Here is a 17,054-nt window from a genome sequence, read left to right as displayed (position 1 = left end):
GACAACTCCGTGACCGCGCCACACGCCGAGCGGCGGCGGGCACGGAAGCGGGTGGCGGCAGACGCGGAGACGGGTGGCGGCGGACGCGGAACGGGTGGCAGCGGGCTCGGAACGGGCGGCGGCGGGCTCGGAAGCGGGTGGCGGGGCCGGCCCGGGAGCCGAGGGGCGGTGTCCGTCCCGGCTCCACGGCCGCGTATCCGTGCGGTCCGGCGGCCGTGGGCGAAGGCGGGAACGCGACTGCCTCAGGTCCGCCGAGACGGGGTACACGCACTCCGGGCATGACCGTCCCGCGGTCATGTACTAGAGTTATCTCGACATCGAGATATCTGCCGAGGCGTGCCGCAGCCGCCCGGGACCGGTAAGGGTTACCTAACTTAGCCTGACCTTAGCGGATCGGCCAAGAGGGCGTGGCGGCAGGATGCGGTGGTACGCGCACATGAATGAAGGAGACTGTCGTGTCGGCGAACAGCTTCGACGCCCGTAGCACGCTCAGCGTGGGCGACGAGTCCTACGAGATCTTCCGGCTGGACAAGGTGGAAGGCTCGGCCCGCCTTCCGTACAGCCTCAAGGTCCTGCTGGAGAACCTGCTCCGTACCGAGGACGGCGCGAACATCACCGCCGACCACATCCGTGCTCTCGGCGGGTGGGACTCGCAGGCCCAGCCCAGCCAGGAGATCCAGTTCACGCCGGCCCGCGTGATCATGCAGGACTTCACCGGCGTGCCCTGCGTCGTGGACCTCGCCACCATGCGCGAGGCCGTGAAGGAGCTCGGCGGCGACCCGGCGAAGATCAACCCGCTGGCCCCGGCCGAGCTGGTCATCGACCACTCCGTCATCGCCGACAAGTTCGGCACGCACGACGCGTTCGCCCAGAACGTCGAGCTGGAGTACGGCCGCAACAAGGAGCGCTACCAGTTCCTGCGCTGGGGCCAGACCGCCTTCGACGAGTTCAAGGTCGTCCCGCCCGGCACCGGCATCGTCCACCAGGTCAACATCGAGCACCTGGCGCGTACGGTCATGGTCCGCAAGGGCCAGGCCTACCCCGACACGCTGGTCGGCACCGACTCCCACACCACCATGGTCAACGGCCTCGGTGTGCTCGGCTGGGGCGTCGGCGGCATCGAGGCCGAGGCCGCGATGCTCGGCCAGCCGGTCTCCATGCTCATCCCGCGCGTCGTCGGCTTCAAGCTCACCGGTGAGCTCACGCCCGGCACCACCGCCACGGACCTCGTGCTCACGATCACCGAGATGCTGCGCAAGCACGGTGTCGTCGGCAAGTTCGTCGAGTTCTACGGCGAGGGTGTGGCGGCCACGAGCCTCGCCAACCGCGCCACCATCGGCAACATGTCGCCGGAGTTCGGCTCCACCGCCGCGATCTTCCCGATCGACGACGAGACCCTGAAGTACCTGCGCCTGACCGGCCGTGACGAGCAGCAGGTCGCGCTCGTCGAGGCGTACGCCAAGGAGCAGGGCCTCTGGCTCGACCCGGCCGCCGAGCCCGACTTCTCCGAAAAGCTGGAGCTGGACCTCGCGTCGGTCGTCCCGTCGATCGCCGGCCCGAAGCGCCCGCAGGACCGCATCGTCCTCGCCAACGCCTCGCAGAAGTTCGCGCAGGACGTCCGCAACTACGTCGAGGACGACGACGAGGCGGGCAAGGAGTCCTTCCCGGCCTCCGACGCCCCGGCCAGCAGCAACGGCGTACCGTCCCGCCCGACCACGGTCACGGCCGCGGACGGCTCGACGTACGAGATCGACCACGGCGCCGTCACCGTCGCCGCGATCACCTCCTGCACCAACACCTCGAACCCGTACGTCATGGTCGCCGCCGCGCTCGTCGCGAAGAAGGCCGTGGAGAAGGGCCTGACCCGCAAGCCGTGGGTCAAGACCACCCTCGCGCCCGGCTCCAAGGTCGTCACCGACTACTTCGACAAGGCGGGGCTCACCCCCTACCTCGACAAGATCGGCTTCAACCTCGTCGGCTACGGCTGCACCACCTGCATCGGCAACTCCGGCCCGCTGCCGGAGGAGGTCTCCAAGGCCGTCAACGAGCACGACCTCGCGGTCACCTCGGTCCTCTCCGGCAACCGCAACTTCGAGGGCCGGATCAACCCCGACGTCAAGATGAACTACCTGGCCTCCCCGCCGCTGGTCGTCGCGTACGCCATCGCGGGCTCCATGAAGGTGGACATCACCAAGGACGCGCTCGGCACCGACCAGGACGGCAAGCCGGTCTTCCTCGAAGACATCTGGCCCACCGAGGCCGAGGTCAACGACGTGGTGGCGAACACCATCGGCGAGGACATGTTCAACAAGTCCTACCAGGACGTCTTCGCGGGCGACGCCCAGTGGCAGGCGCTCTCCATCCCCACCGGCAACACCTTCGAATGGGACGCGCAGTCCACCTACGTGCGCAAGCCCCCGTACTTCGAGGGCATGACGATGGAGACCACCCCGGTCTCCGACATCACCGGCGCGCGCGTACTCGCCAAGCTGGGCGACTCGGTGACGACGGACCACATCTCGCCCGCCGGCGCCATCAAGGCCGACACCCCGGCCGGCAAGTACCTCACCGAGCACGGTGTGGAGCGTCGTGACTTCAACAGCTACGGCTCGCGCCGCGGCAACCACGAGGTCATGATCCGCGGCACGTTCGCCAACATCCGCCTGCGCAACCAGATCGCGCCGGGCACCGAGGGCGGCTACACCCGCGACTTCACCCAGGCGGACGGCCCCGTCTCCTTCATCTACGACGCCTCGCGCAACTACATCGAGCAGGGCACCCCGCTGGCCATCCTGGCCGGCAAGGAGTACGGCTCCGGCTCGTCCCGCGACTGGGCCGCCAAGGGCACCGCGCTCCTCGGCGTCAAGGCCGTCATCGCCGAGTCGTACGAGCGCATCCACCGCTCGAACCTCATCGGCATGGGTGTCATCCCGCTGCAGTACCCGGAGGGCCAGACCGCCGAGTCCCTCGGTCTGACCGGCGAGGAGGCCTTCTCCTTCACCGGCATCACCGAGCTGAACGAGGGCACCACCCCCCGTACGGTCAAGGTCACCACCGACACCGGTGTGGAGTTCGACGCGGTCGTCCGCATCGATACGCCCGGTGAGGCCGACTACTACCGCAACGGCGGCATCCTGCAGTACGTGCTGCGCAGCCTGATCGCCAAGTAGGCGCTCCGGTACGGCAGTCGGTACGACAGCCGGTACGGCATTCGAGGGCCGCACTCCCGCAGGTCGGGGGTGCGGCCCTTCGCTCTCCCCGCACCCCAAAAGACTGCGCCGTTCCCCGCGCCCCTGAAGGGTGGCGCCGTTCCCCGCGCGGCTCAAAGATTGCGCAGTTCCCCGCGCCCCTGAAGGGCTGCGCCGTTCCCCGCGCGGCTCAAAGATTGCGCCGTTCCCCGCGCCCCTGAGGGCTCGGCTGCGCCTTCGCCCCGCCGGGGGCCCGGGGAACGGCGCAGTCCTACGCCCCCTCGGGGGCGCGGGGAACGGCGCAGTCTTTCGTCTTTAAGGGGCGCGGGGAACGGCGCAATCTTTCGCCCCTGAGGGGCGCGGGGAACTGCGTGGCCGGCCACAGTGGGCCCGCGCCTTCAAGGGGCGCGGGGAACGGCGCGGCCGGCCACAGTGGGCCCGCACTTTTGCAGAGGCGGCAGCGGACGCGTGGACGCACGGCCGGTGCTCAGGTCGTGCACAGGGCTCTCCCAGCCGAATGGGACAGCATCACCACATGTCTGGCACCCGAAGCGAACCCGTACGCGTGCTGATCGTCGACGACGAACCAGGTCTCACCGACCTGCTCTCCGCAGCCGTCACGGAGGCAGGCTGGCGGCCCTACCCCGCGCCGGACGGACACTCCGCACTGCGCGCGGCCCGCGCCCGCGCCCCGCACGCCGTCGTCCTCGACGGAATGCTCCCCGACCTGGACGGCATCCAGGTCCTGCGCCGACTGCGCCAGGAGAACCCGAGGCTGCCCGTCCTGATGCTCACCGCGCGCGACGCGCTGGAACACCGCATCGACGGCCTCGCCTCCGGCGCCGACGACTACGTGACGAAGCCCTTCTCCCTGGAGGAGGTCGTACTGCGGCTGCGCGGACTGCTGCGGCGCTCGGGCGCCGAGAACGCCGGCCCCGGCGGACCGGTGCTGGCCCTCGGGGACCTGGTGCTGACCGAGGAGACCCGCGAGGTGCATCGCGACGGTACGCGGATCCAGCTCACCGCCAAGGAGTTCGACCTGCTCGGCCTGCTGCTGAGCCACCCGCGCCAGGTGCTGAGCAAGACGCAGATCCTCGGCCATGTGTGGAGCAGCTGTTTCGACGGCGGAGGGAACCTCGTCGAGGTCTACATCTCCAGCCTCCGCCGCAAGATCGACAGGGGGCGGGCGCCGATGATCCACACCGTCCGGGGCGTCGGGTACGCCATCAGACCGCCGGGATACGGCAGATGAGGCCGCGCCTGCCGGAGCGGCGCTCCCTGCGCACCCGCCTCCTGCTCTTCATCGGCGTCATCCTGGTCGTCGTCTGCGCGGCGATGGCGTTCATCACCGTCCTCGCCCAGCGCGCCTACCTGATGGGCAACCTCGACCAGCGCGTCACCGACGCCGCCGAGCGCAGCCAGGGCGGACTGCAGCGCCGCACGGGCGACAACACGGACCTCGGTTTCCTCAACGAACGCGGACAGGCGGTCGGCACACTCGCCGCCCGCTTCGGCACGGACACCGATGTCGATACCGCCGCCGATACCGATACCGATACCGATACCGATACCGATACCGATGCCGATGGGGTCGGGCAGGTCATCGCGGCCCAGGTGGTCACGGACGACGGTACGCAGCGGACCCTCACCGCCGCCCAGCGTGCCGCCCTGGCCGGCATCACCACCGACGGCTCCCTGCACACCCGTACCGTTCCCGGCCTCGGCACCTACCGGGTGACCGCCATCGCCGGCGACGGCGTCCCCGTACTCACCGGGCTCCCGATGGACGACGTACAGGACATGATCGGCGGTCTGGTCCTGATCGAGGCCGTGGCGGGAGGACTCGGCCTCGCCGCCGCGGGCGTGGTGTGCGCCGTGGTGATACGCCGTCAGCTGCGGCCGCTGGGCAGGGTGGCCGCCACCGCCGTCGAGGTCTCGCGGGTTCCGCTGGGCCGGGGCGCGGTCACCGGCCTCACCCGGGTACGCGAACGGGACACCTACCCCGGCAGCGAGGCCGGACAGGTCGGCGCCGCACTCAACCGCATGATCGACCATGTGGAGTCCTCCCTCGCCGAACGCCAGCGCAGCGAGGAACGCATGCGCCGCTTCCTCGCGGACGCCAGCCATGAACTCCGTACGCCGCTCGCGTCCATCGCCGGATACGCGGAGCTCATGAACCGCGGCACCCAGCGCATCGAGCCCACGCTGGCCTGGCGACGGGTCTCCGCCGAGTCGGCACGCATGACGGGCCTCGTCGAGGACCTGCTGCTGCTCGCCCGGCTCGACGAGGGGCGCCCGCTCCAGTCGGCCGAGGTCGACCTCGCCGCGCTGGTCGCCGAAGCGGTGTGGGACGCGCGGGCGGCGGGCGAAGGCCACGACTGGCAACTGGCGCTGCTCCTCGACACCCCCGCGCTCGTCCTCGGCGACGAGGCCCGCCTCCACCAGGTGGTGGCCAACCTGTTGGCCAACGCGCGCGTGCACACGGCCGCGGGTACGACGGTCGTCACCTCGGTGGAGGCCACGGAGGCGAACTGCGTGATCCGCGTCCGCGACGACGGGCCCGGGATTCCGCCGCATCTGCTGCCCGCGGTCTTCGAGCGCTTCACGCGGGGAGACGTCTCCCGTTCCCGCGGTGGCCCCGCCGACGGCGGCTCCGGGCTCGGCCTCGCCATCGTCGCGGCCATCGCGGCGGCACACGGCGGCCGCATCGCTGTGGACAGCGAAGCCGGCCGTACGGAGTTCACGCTCACGCTGCCGCCGTCGCACGTGCGCCTGGAGGCACCCTCGGCGAGTCCTTCAGCGACACCTTCGGCGGCGCCGGGCACGGTCGCTCCGCGCCCCGGCCTGGCTCTCGGACCCCGCACGCCCGACCCACGCTGACCACCGAGCACGACCCCTCGATCCGGATACGGGGAGTCTGCCCCTGGGGAGGACGGCGCTGTCGGCCCACACAGGGCGGGGGCGAGGCCCGCAGGCCGGAACCCCAGCGCGGGCACGCGGTGGCTGGCCGCGCAGTTCCCCGCGCCCCTCAAAGGCAGGGCTGCGCCCCGGCCCCGGGGGCTGGAGTTCTGTGCGGGTCGCGTCGTGGCTGGCCGCGCAGTTCCCCGCGCCCCCAAGAGCCGGGGCTGCGCCCCAGCCTGCGGGCTGGAGGTCCTGTGCGGGTGCGTGGGGGTTGGCCGCGCAGTTCCCCGCGCCCCTGAAAGGCGGGGCTGCGCCCCGGCCTTTGGCCTCTGCCGCGCGGGGAACTGCGCTGTCTTTTCGCCCTTCAGGGGCGCGGGGAACTGCGTGGCCAGCCACGACGCACCCGCACCCGACCTAACACCCCCATCCACCCGCCCCGCTTCAGCTGAGACTCAGGTTGTCGCCCCACAGTCGTCCCACGTGGCCGTCCGTCAGGGATCGGCCCGCGATGGAGAGGGGTTGACCCGTGGCGGAGAACGCACCGGTCGCGATGACCGAGTTCGGCACCGAGGAGCCCGCGGCGCACGCGCCGCAGACGGGCCGTCAGGCCCACGCGAGCCGACGCAACTTCATGCGCAAGGTCTTCTTCGCCAGCGGCGCCACCGCCGTCGGCACGATGGGCGGCGCCGGCGCCTGGGTCGCCCTCGCCGCCGACGAGACCGACACGACCGCGTCGGCCGCTCCGAGCGGCGCCCCCACCGGCGGCCCCGGCGGAGCCGGAGGTCCCGGTAATCAGTCCATCACCGAGGACTTCCTCGGCCTGACCACCGATGGCAGGAAGATCGACGACCTCTTCACGGTCCACTCCGAGGGCGTCACGACCGCCCCGGTGATCGCCGCGGCCAACGCCTTCCTGGCCGGGCTGAGCGCCACGCAGAAGTCGTCGACCCAGTTCACCGTCCACTCCACCGAGTGGCGGCTGTGGAGCAACGTCGACGCCTACGACCGTCAGGGCGTCTCGATCGCCGACCTCTCCGCCGAGCAGCAGGCCCTCGGCAAGGCCCTGCTGAAGTCGGCGCTCAGCGCCGAAGGGCTGGAGACCACGGAGAAGATCCGCAGGATCAACCAGGCCGCGGGGGAGGCGATCGACAAGACGGACGCCTTCAACGAGGAGGCCTTCTACTACACGGTGATGGGCACGCCGTCCGCCACCGAGCCCTGGGGCTTCCAGTTCGACGGCCACCACCTGGTCATCAACTACTTCGTGCTCGGCGGCCAGGTCGTCATGAGCCCCTGCTTCTGGGGTTCGGAGCCGACCGAGATCGAGATCGACGGCACGACCGTCTCCGTGTGCAAGGAGGAGGTGAAGGCGAGCCTCGCTTTCATCAACTCCCTCACCGCGGCCCAGCGGACGGTCGCGATCGAGTCGTCCACCAAGTCGAACGAGTCCATGAAGGCGGGCGCCTTCGCCGACAACGCCGTCCAGGAGTACACCGGCATCCGCGGCACGGCCCTCACCGCCGCCCAGAAGCTCAAGCTCCTCGGCATCGTGGAGGCCTTCACGGGCCGCGCCAAGGCCGATGTCGCCGAGGCCCGGCTGTCGGAGGTCCGGGCCCACGTGAACGACACCTACGTCACCTGGGCGGGTGGCATCGCGGACGACTCGGCCTTCTACGTGCGGGTGCACAGCCCGGTCGTCTGGGTCGAGGTCGACTGCCAGGCCCCCGGCCCCCTCGCGGGCGCGTACGGCGCCTCGCAGGGCAGCGGCGCCACTCAGATGCACGTGCACTCGGTCATCCGCACCCCGAACGGCAACGACTACGGGAAGGAGCTCCTGCGACAGCACTACCTGACGTCCCCCCACCACCGCTGAGGGCCCCAACGCCCCCAACGTCCCCAACGTCCCCCGGGCGTCCGACAGTCATCCGTCATCGTGAGGGCCGCACCCGTCCGGGTGCGGCCCTCACGCGTCAGCCGTTTACATGTGCATCGCGCCGCGCTAGCTTCGACAGCACGTGGGGTGGGAGCGCTCCCACCCTGGGCGGACCGGAACCCGCCCCGGACCCGGACCGCTCCCACCCCACACATCCCGCACGTACACCACCCGCACCTCACACGGCCTGTGAACGAAGGGATGGACGATACTGTCATGAGCCTGACAACAGATCCGGCCCCGCCACCTCCGACCCCACCACCGCGGCACCCCCCACGCCGCTCACCGCTCCGTGGCTCCGCGCTCCGCGGCTTCCCCCTCCCCGCCCGCGGCCGAGCCTTCCTCCTCATCCTGCTGGCCCTGGTCGTCACGGTCCCGGCCCTCGGTCTGGTCGTCTCGGCGGGCGGCGAGGCCGAGGCCCACGGCACCCCGATGAAGCCCGCCAGCCGCACCTTCCTGTGCTGGCAGGACGGGCTCACGGACACCGGTGAGATCAAGCCGGTCAACCCCGCCTGCAAGTCGGCCCAGCAGGTCAGTGGCACGACGCCGTTCTACAACTGGTTCTCGGTGCTGCGCTCCGACGGAGCCGGCCGCACCCGCGGCTTCGTGCCCGACGGCGAACTGTGCAGCGGCGGCAACACCAACTTCACCGGCTTCAACACCCCGAGTGCCGACTGGCCGCTCACCCACCTCACCTCGGGCGCGACCGTCGACTTCTCCTACAACGCCTGGGCCGCGCACCCGGGTTGGTTCTACGTCTACCTCACCAAGGACGGCTACGACCCGACCAAGGCGCTCACCTGGAACGACATCGAGGCGCAGCCGTTCCTGAGTGTCGACCACCCGCCGCTCAACGGTTCCCCGGGCACGGTCGAGGCCAACTACTCCTGGTCCGGGCAGCTTCCGGCGGGCAAGTCGGGCCGCCACCTCATCTACATGGTCTGGCAGCGCTCGGACAGCGCGGAGACCTTCTACTCCTGCTCCGACATCGTCTTCGACGGCGGCAACGGAGAGGTGACGGGTATCCACGACCCGGGCAACCCGACCGAGCCCCCGGCCGGCGCCTGCTCCGCCACCCGCCGTACGACGGGCAGTTGGTCGGGCGGCTACCAGTCAGAGGTGACCGTCACCAACTCCGGTGACGTGCCGCTGCTCGGCTGGATGGTCGACTGGTCCCTGCCGACGGGACAGTCCGTCGACAGTCTCTGGAGCGGCAACGCCACGTACAGCGGTCAGAACGTGATGGTCCACAACGCGGGCTGGAACGGGTCGCTCGATCCCGGCGAGAGCACCACGTTCGGGTACGTCGTCAAGGGCTCCGGAGGTGATACGGCGACCGCCCTGCCGTGCCGGCCGGGCTGAGGCGGTCCGGGACCGGCCCCATCGGCTCCGGGGCGGGACACTCCCGGGCTGCTCTGGGCGGACCCGGTGGCCGTAATCCACCGGGTCCGCGAGCCGGGCAGGTCGGGGGAGTGCCTGGCCGGAGGGGAGGAGGTCGTGCGGACCACGGGCAAGACAACGTTGTCCGGTGGTCCGAAAACGACTCTACCTCCCCAACGGAGCCCGCAGCCAACGCAGTTGGAATCTTGAGCCACTTCTGAGGTTGGTGCGGGTTGGTACGGTCTCCCGCGGGAGGGCTCATGAACGAGCGGGACACGGTACGGCGCCCGGCTGCCGTCTGCCTGGCGCTGGTGCTGCTGCTGTCGCTGGGCGGACTGACCGGCTGCGGCAGTGTCGTGGACACCGGGAAGAAGTCGTCGATCGAGGTGCCGGACCTGTTCTACCTCCGGCCGCACGGCGACGACTCCGGGCCCGAGAGGAAGGTGCCCTTCCATGTCCGGGCCGAGGACGTGACGTCCAGGAGCGGTTACGAGGCGCAGGACCACCGGCTCATCGTGGACGTCACCGGGTCCGGCCGGACCGTACGGCTCAAGACCTCGAAGATCCGCAAGAAGAACCCCAGGTGCTCCGGGACCGACACCCGGGTCGTCTGCAAGGTGAGCGGTGCGTACGACAGCTGGTCCGACCTGGACCGCGTCTATCCGTACGCGGCCCCGGACGGCCGGCCCGGCGACAGCGCGAAGGTCCGGTTCCGGTTCACCACTCCGAAGGGGAAGACGCTCACCGCCCGCACCCGGGTCGTCGTCGGCGAGCCCGTCGTGCAGGTGCGTACGACGAAGGTGTTCGAGGACGTCGCACCCGGCTCCGTCCTCAGCACGCCGCTGGTGGTCCGCAACGCCGGGGAGGTGCCCGTGCGGGGGGTCGGCCTGGAACTCGCCGTCGCCGAGGGCCTGGGTTTCACGAGCCTGTACCGCAACTGCCGTTATTCGGGGTCGCGTCCCTCCCTCGCGGTGTGCGAGTTCCCCGACCTGCGCATACCGCCCGGGGAGGCGGTCACCCTCGACCCGGTCCCGCGGCTGGAGGTGGCCGGCACGCAGATGCGCACGTCCTTCGGCCGGCAGGCATGGGCTTTGGACATGGGCCCCGCGAAGGACAGCACCGTACCCGAGGGCGGCGAGCCCGGCGACGGCCCGCGGCTGACGGCGGGGACCGCCAGGGGCGCCGATCTGAAGGGAACCTTCGCGGGCGGCGACGTGGACAGCGCGGTGCGGGTGGACACCTACGCCGACTTCGAGGTCGGTGTCGAGCTGAACAGCGAGCGCTCCGAGCACACCGCGCACCTGAAGGTCCGCAACAACGGGCCCGCCGACCCCGGCACCACCCGGCTGCTGTTCACCCCGCCACCGGGCGCGACCGTGGTCGAGCAGCCCGAGGAGGCCATCGACGAGGACGTGTACCAGCCCTCCTGCGAGCTGGAGAAGGGCACGTACTCCTGCCCGCTGCCGGGCAGTCTCGCGCCGGGCAGGTCGAGCACCTTCGACTTCACCTTCCGTCTCGACGGACCGGGCGAGGGCAGCGTACGGGTGATCGACACTCCCGACACCGATCGCCGCGACCCCGACCCCGCCAACGACACGGCACCGGTTACCGTCCTGCCGTAACCGGTGCCGCGCGCGTGTTCCTCAGTGTGTTCCTCAGTGGGTCATGTGCCGGCCTCAGCCGAGCAGTTCGACCTCCGCCAGCGTTGCCTCACCGTCGAGGACCAGGCGGTACTTCGTGTACGTGCCGGGCGCCGCGACCGAGAAGGCCCGCGTCTGCTTGTCCCAGGCGAAGGACTGCCCGGAACGCTTGTCGAGGTCCTTCCACTTGCTCCCGTCGGACGAGCCCTGCAGGACCCACCCCTTGGGGGCCTTGGCCCCGTCGGCCGACGTCAGCGTGTACTGCACGGCCTTGACCGGGTCGGCGGTCGGCAGGTCGGCGGACGTGACGGTGGCGTTCGTGTTCGACGTGTTGTCGAACAGCGGGCCCTCGCCCTCGACGGCGTCGGTGCGGGGAGCCGGCGCCTTGTCGTCCTGCGTGATCGACACGGGCGCCGCGTTCTCGCCGGTGCCCCACGAGGACGGCTTCGACCCCATGTCGAACTCGACCACCGCGCCGCGCGAGAGCACCGAGTGCGGCAGCGAGGTCGACGTCCACTTCTTGCCGTTGACCTTCAGACCCTGCACGTAGACGTTCTTCGCGCTGTTCTTCGGGGCCTTCACGACGAGGTCGCGGCCGTTCTCCAGGTGCACGGTCGCCTTCTTGAACAGGGGCGACCCGACGGCGTACTCGCCGCTGCCCATGACCAGCGGGTAGAAGCCGAGCGAGGAGAAGAGGTACCAGGCCGACTGCTCGCCGTTGTCCTCGTCGCCGTGGTAGCCCTGGCCGATCTCGCTGCCCGTGTAGAGCCGCGAGAGGACCTCACGCACGTTCTTCTGGGTCTTCCAGGGCTGGCCGGCCGCGTCGTACATGTAGTTGACGTGGTGGGCCACCTGGTTGGAGTGCCCGTACATGCCCATGCGGACGTCGCGGGCCTCGGTCATCTCGTGGATGACGCCCCCGTACGAGCCGACGAACTCGGGCCCGGCGGTCTCCGGGGTGCCGAAGTAGGTGTCCAGCTTCTCCGCGAGGCCCGACCGGCCGCCGTAGAGGTTGGCCAGCCCGCGTGAGTCCTGCGGCGCGGTGAAGGCGTAGCCCCAGCCGTTGGTCTCCGTGTAGTCGTAGCCCCACACGCGCGGGTCGTACTTCTCGGAGTCCACCCGCCAGTCGCCCTTGGCGTCCTTGCCCTGGAAGAAGCCGGCCTTCGAGTCGAAGAGGTTGACGTAGTCCTGGGCGCGGTTGAGGAAGTACGCGGACTCCTCCTTGTACTTCTTCTTGCCGGTCTCCTTGTAGAGCGCCTCGCCCATCTTCGAGATGCCGTAGTCGTTGAGGTAGCCCTCCAGCGCCCACGACAGACCCTCGTGGGTGTCGGTGCTCGTGTAGCCGAGGAAGGGCGAGGTGGTCATGCCCTTGCGGCCCACACCCGAGGAGGGCGGCACGACGGTCGCGTTCTTCACGGCCGCGTCGTACGCCGACTCCGCGTCGAAGTCGACGCCCTTGACGTACGCGTCGGCGAACGCCACGTCGGAGGACGTGCCGGTCATCAGGTCCGCGTAGCCGGGCGAGGACCAGCGCGAGGTCCAGCCGCCGTCCTTGTACTGCTGTACGAAGCCGTCGACCATCTCACCGGCCTGGCCGGGCGTCAGGAGCGAGTAGGCGGGCCACGTCGTCCGGTAGGTGTCCCAGAAGCCGTTGTTGACGTACACCTTGCCGTCGACGATCTTGGCGCCGGTGTGCGTCGGGGTGTCCGGGCCGGGCATCGCCGAGAACGGTGAGGCGTACTGGTACTTGCCGCCGACCTTCTCGAAGCCGGAGTTCGGGTACAGGTACAGCCGGTAGAGGCTGGAGTACAGCGTCGTCAGCTGGTCGGGGGTCGCGCCCTCGACCTCGACCTTGCCCAGGATCCGGTCCCACGCCTGCTGGGCGCGCGACTTGACCTTGTCGAAGGACGTGCCGTCCGGGATCTCCTGGCGGAGGTTGTCCTTGGCCTGGTCGATGCTGATGAGCGAGGTCGCGATGCGCAGGGTGACCGTGCGGTCGTCGCCGGCCTCGAACTTGAGATAGCCCTTGACCCCCGCGGAGCTGCCCTCCTTCACGGGCGCGTCGAAGGTCCCGTACACGAAGAGGCGGGTGGCGCCCGTCGACAGACCGGACTTCACGTCCGAGTAGCCGGTGAAGGTGCCGCTCTCCTTGTCGAGGGTCAGGCCCGCCTGGTCGGTGACGTTGTCGAAGAGGACGTTCGCGTCGTCACCGGGGAAGGTGAACCGCATGGACGCCGCGTGGTCCGTCGGCGTGATCTCCGTCTTCAGGCCGTTCTCGAAGGTCACGCCGTAGTAGTGCGGGCGTGCCGTCTCGTTCTCGTGCCTGAAGGGCAGCGCACGGGCGGTGCGGCCCGTCTCCGGGGTGCCGGACGCGGCCGACGGCATCACCTGGAAGGTCTGCCGGTCGCCCATCCAGGGGCTCGGCTCATGGCTCGCGCTGAACGCCTGGACGGTGGGCAGGTTGTCCGCGTTGTTGGAGCGCGCGTAGTCGTACAGCCAGCTCAGCGAACCCGCGTTCGTCACCGGGGTCCAGAAGTTGAAGCCGTGCGGCACGGCCGTGGCCGGGAAGTTGTTGCCGCGAGAGAAGCCGCCGCTGGAGTTGGTGCCGCGGACGGTCGACGCGTAGTCCGAGAGGTGCGCCTTGGGCTTCTCGGGCTTCTTGACGCTCAGCTTCACGTCGTCCAGCCAGCCGCGGAACTTGGCGGGCCCCTTCGGCGAGTCGTACGCGAGAAGGACGCGGTCGACGGTCCGGCCGGCCGCGACCGAGCCGATCCGCGAGGTGACGTTGTTCCACTGGTTGACGTACAGCACCTTCGAGGCGCCCTGGCCCTGCGGTGTCAGCGCGAACCCGTGCTGGTCCTGGGCGCGCAGGTCACTGAGGTAGGTGCCGTCGGTGAAGGCGAGGTCGACCGACACGTTCGTGGCGTCGTAGTCCCGGTCGCCGTCCGCCATCGACGGGAAGATCCGGTACGCCAGCTCGGTGTCGCGGCCGACGGCCACGTTCACGTCGAAGACCTTGTTGTACGAGTAGGCGCGGCCGTCCGCCTTGTGGGTGCCCGCGTACCGCAGCGCCTTCTTGCCGGTGAAGCCCGCGCCCGCCTTGGCCGTCGGGGAGCCGCTCGGACCGCGGTCCACGAGGGACAGCATGTCCTTGGGGGTCGGGTCCTCCTCGTCGCCCGTCGAGAACTGGACGTCGGCGAGCTGCAGGGCGTCGGAGGCACCCTTGTTCTTGGTGATGTCGAGCCGGAAGTGCGCGTACTCGGCCGGTTCACCGAGTTTGTACGTCTTCGTCTGGAACCGCTCGCCGAAGGACTCGCCGGTCCGGGTGTCGAGGGTCTTCCAGTCCTTGCCGTCCGTGGAGCCCTGGAAGGTCCAGTCGACGGGGTCGCGCTCGTCGTGGTCGTTGGCCGACGTGAGCGCGTACGACAGCAGCTTGACGGGGGCGTCCAGCTCGAACTCCACCCAGCCGGTGGGCGCGAAGGTCAGCCACTTGGTGCTGGGCTCGACATCGGCGAGGTTCTCCTTCACCTCGCCCCCGCCGGTGTTCTCGGCGCTCGCGCGGACGTCCGTGACGTGGTCCGTCACATTGCCGGGGATGCCGGTGCTGAAACCGCCGTCGACGCCCGAGGCGCGCTTGGTGCCGTCCGCCGAGGTGTCGACCGTGTTGAGCCAGTCGGGTGCGGGTTCACCCGCCTCGAAGGAGGAGGCGAACTCCCGATCAGCCGCCGCCGCTTCACCGGGACGGGCTACGGCGGCGCCCTGCGAGGCCACCACCAGTGCGAAGGCGGCCGCTCCGAGAACCGCTGTGGAACCCCACCCGTGCCTCGTTCCGAGCCGGGATCTGTACGGAGACCCTTGCCGAGATCTGTGGTGCATGCGCCAGCACCCTCCCTGTCACGTGCGCCTGGACAACGTTGTCAAAATCGCTGCGCAGGTCCAGTAGGGAGTCAAGTGGCCAGTGCTGTCAAGGGTGTTGGATGTGGCGTACGGGGGTAATGCCGACAGCCGACTCGACGGCCCCCTCGTGGGCCCACCTGTCGGCTTCCTGTTCGGGCACTGATCGTTGCCTGATCACCCGCTGTGTGACAACCCCTGCGGGCAGCTCATATTTCCGCGAGGTCTCACTTCGGGAAAGAGTGTCGGCCAACTGTGCATTCGATCTTGCTCCGTTGGCGGGAAGTGGACTATACCTGTCGGCGTCCGCCCGATCGTTCGACCGGCCGCGGGCAGGCAGTGGCCGGCAGGCGAGGGGGCGCGGCGAACAGCGACGTGCCGCGCATTCCTGCGGCTCCCGGTATTCCAGGCACGATCCAGCTCTACTGATGTTCCCTCGCTCAAGCGCCGGGCAGTCCGTCCGACCTGTTTTTCCTGCCGGGGGACCGGGGGTTTCCCCCGGGTAATGCAGTACCAACCGCGGTGCCGGGGAGGGTCCGGTTCACCGCCTGAGTCCTGATGAAGGCGAGGACTTGAGCATGGGATCCACTTCCGCACGCAACGACCGCGAGGGTGTCGGCCGGCGCGACCTGATCAAGCGGTCCGCCGCGCTCGGTCTGATCACCGTACCCACGATGGGCTTTCTGTCCGCGTGTGCCAGCGGCGACAGCGGCAGCGAGGAAAAGGTCGACAAGGGCAAGAAGACCAAGGCGAACCCGCTCGCCGTCAACGAGAGCGCGCCGCTGGAGATCGTGATCTTCGACGGCGGTTTCGGCACGCAGTACGCCGAGGACGCCAAGGCGGTCTACGAGAAGAACTTCCCCAAGGCGAAGGTCAAGTTCTCCTCCACCCAGAAGATCCAGTCGGTCCTGCAGCCGCGCTTCAACCAGGGCACCCCGCCGGACCTGATCGACAACTCGGGCGCCGAGCAGATGGACATGGGCGTCCTCGTCGGCAAGAAGCAGCTCTCGGACCTCACCCCGCTCCTCGACGCGCCGTCCTTCGACGACCCGGCCAAGAAGGTCCGGGACACCCTGCGCCCCGGCATCGTCGAGATGGGCCAGTTCGACGGCGACCCGGTCTGGATCATGTACTACGCGTACACGGTCTACGGCGTCTGGTACTCGCAGAAGGCGCTGGACGGCCTCGACGCCACGTACCCGGAGACCTGGGACGACATGCTCGCGGTCTGCGCCAAGGCGAAGAAGAAGGGCATCGCGGGCTGGACGTACGCGGGCAAGCACCCGTACTACATCCCCTTCTCGCTCTACCCGATGATCGCCAAGGTCGGCGGCCGCGAGGTCCTGGACGCCATCGACAACCTGGAGCCGAACGCCTGGAAGCACCCGGCCGTCAAGACCTGTTTCGAGGCGTACTACGAGCTCTACAAGAAGGGCTACATCCTCAAGGGCACCCCGGGCCTGGACCACATCCAGTCCCAGACCGCCTGGACCGAGGGCAAGGCGCTCTTCATCCCGAACGGCTCCTGGGTGGAGAACGAGGCGGCGAAGACGATGCCGAAGGACTTCAACCTGGCGGTGAACGCGCCCAGCGGCATCGACAGCTCCGACAAGATGCCCTTCGGCACCATCTGGGCCTCCGGCGGCGAACCCTTCATCGTGCCCGCCAAGGCCAAGAACACCGACGGCGGCATGGAGCAGCTGCGCATCATGCTCAGCGAGGCCTCGTCGAAGAACTTCACCTCGTCGGTCAAGTCGCTGACCGCCTTCAACGGCGGTACCGACGGAATCGAGCTGACGCCGGGTCTGAAGGCCGGTGTGGCGGCCCTGGAGAAGGCCGGCGACAACGTGGTCAACCCGCGTATCCAGGACTGGTACGTGGCGCTCCAGAAGGAGAAGATCGGCGTCGGCGGCCTCGGCGAGATGATGGCGGGGCGCCTCACCCCGGTCGAAGCCATCAAGAAGATCCAGGGCTACGCCGACGAGGCGGCCAAGGACGAGAACATCCAGCACTACAAGCACCAGTGAGCGCGGCCGGGGCCCCGGGCGGTGTCCGGGGCCCCGGCTCTCGTTGTGCGGCGTCGACGGCACCCCCCGCGGGAAGATCGGGTCGGTAGGA

The 17,054-nt window shown here is 69.6% G+C and carries 8 protein-coding genes; 7 read left to right on the top strand and 1 reads right to left on the bottom strand.

Annotated elements, in window-relative coordinates:
- Positions 1 to 455 precede the first annotated feature (455 nt).
- The 6 genes from acnA (at position 456) to C6Y14_RS41750 (ending at position 11,024) form a co-directional block, all read left to right on the top strand.
- Positions 456 to 3,170 carry an aconitate hydratase AcnA gene (gene acnA / locus C6Y14_RS41775; protein ID WP_107022185.1) on the top strand — a complete coding sequence of 905 codons (2,715 nt, stop codon included), beginning with the start codon at positions 456 to 458 and terminating at the stop codon, positions 3,168 to 3,170.
- Between the two features lie 553 nt (positions 3,171 to 3,723).
- Positions 3,724 to 4,440, top strand: a complete 717-nt coding sequence (locus C6Y14_RS41770; RefSeq protein WP_107022170.1) for a response regulator transcription factor — start codon at positions 3,724 to 3,726, stop codon at positions 4,438 to 4,440.
- Positions 4,437 to 6,068 (top strand): sensor histidine kinase, encoded by a 1,632-nt coding sequence (locus C6Y14_RS41765; protein ID WP_107022169.1) that lies wholly within the window; start codon positions 4,437 to 4,439, stop codon positions 6,066 to 6,068. The genes C6Y14_RS41770 and C6Y14_RS41765 overlap by 4 nt, the downstream gene beginning before the upstream one ends.
- Positions 6,069 to 6,615: 547 nt before the next feature.
- Complete coding sequence (locus C6Y14_RS41760) at positions 6,616 to 7,962, top strand: DUF3500 domain-containing protein (protein ID WP_225891544.1); 1,347 nt, start codon at positions 6,616 to 6,618, stop codon at positions 7,960 to 7,962.
- Between the two features lie 276 nt (positions 7,963 to 8,238).
- Complete coding sequence (locus C6Y14_RS41755; RefSeq protein ID WP_107022168.1) at positions 8,239 to 9,384, top strand: lytic polysaccharide monooxygenase auxiliary activity family 9 protein; 1,146 nt, start codon at positions 8,239 to 8,241, stop codon at positions 9,382 to 9,384.
- A gap of 278 nt (positions 9,385 to 9,662) precedes the next feature.
- On the top strand, positions 9,663 to 11,024 hold the full coding sequence (locus tag C6Y14_RS41750; RefSeq protein WP_225891543.1) for a DUF11 domain-containing protein: 1,362 nt from the start codon (positions 9,663 to 9,665) through the stop codon (positions 11,022 to 11,024).
- Positions 11,025 to 11,078: 54 nt separating this feature from the next.
- Here the strand turns inward: C6Y14_RS41750 and C6Y14_RS41745 are convergent, their stop codons facing one another.
- Positions 11,079 to 14,819 (bottom strand): GH92 family glycosyl hydrolase, encoded by a 3,741-nt coding sequence (locus C6Y14_RS41745; RefSeq protein WP_107022182.1) that lies wholly within the window; start codon positions 14,817 to 14,819, stop codon positions 11,079 to 11,081.
- A 695-nt stretch (positions 14,820 to 15,514) separates the two neighbouring features.
- On the opposite strand from C6Y14_RS41745, the gene ngcE reads away from it, so the two are divergent.
- The gene (gene ngcE / locus C6Y14_RS41740) at positions 15,515 to 16,963 is read left to right on the top strand and encodes an N-acetylglucosamine/diacetylchitobiose ABC transporter substrate-binding protein (protein ID WP_107022167.1); all 1,449 of its coding nucleotides are present in this window, start codon (positions 15,515 to 15,517) and stop codon (positions 16,961 to 16,963) included.
- The last annotated feature ends 91 nt before the right edge of the window (positions 16,964 to 17,054 follow it).

Source organism: Streptomyces dioscori (genome assembly GCF_003024195.1).
Lineage (GTDB): Bacteria > Actinomycetota > Actinomycetes > Streptomycetales > Streptomycetaceae > Streptomyces > Streptomyces dioscori.
Note: the sequence above shows the minus strand (reverse complement) of the source record. Positions and strands in the feature narration are given on the sequence as shown.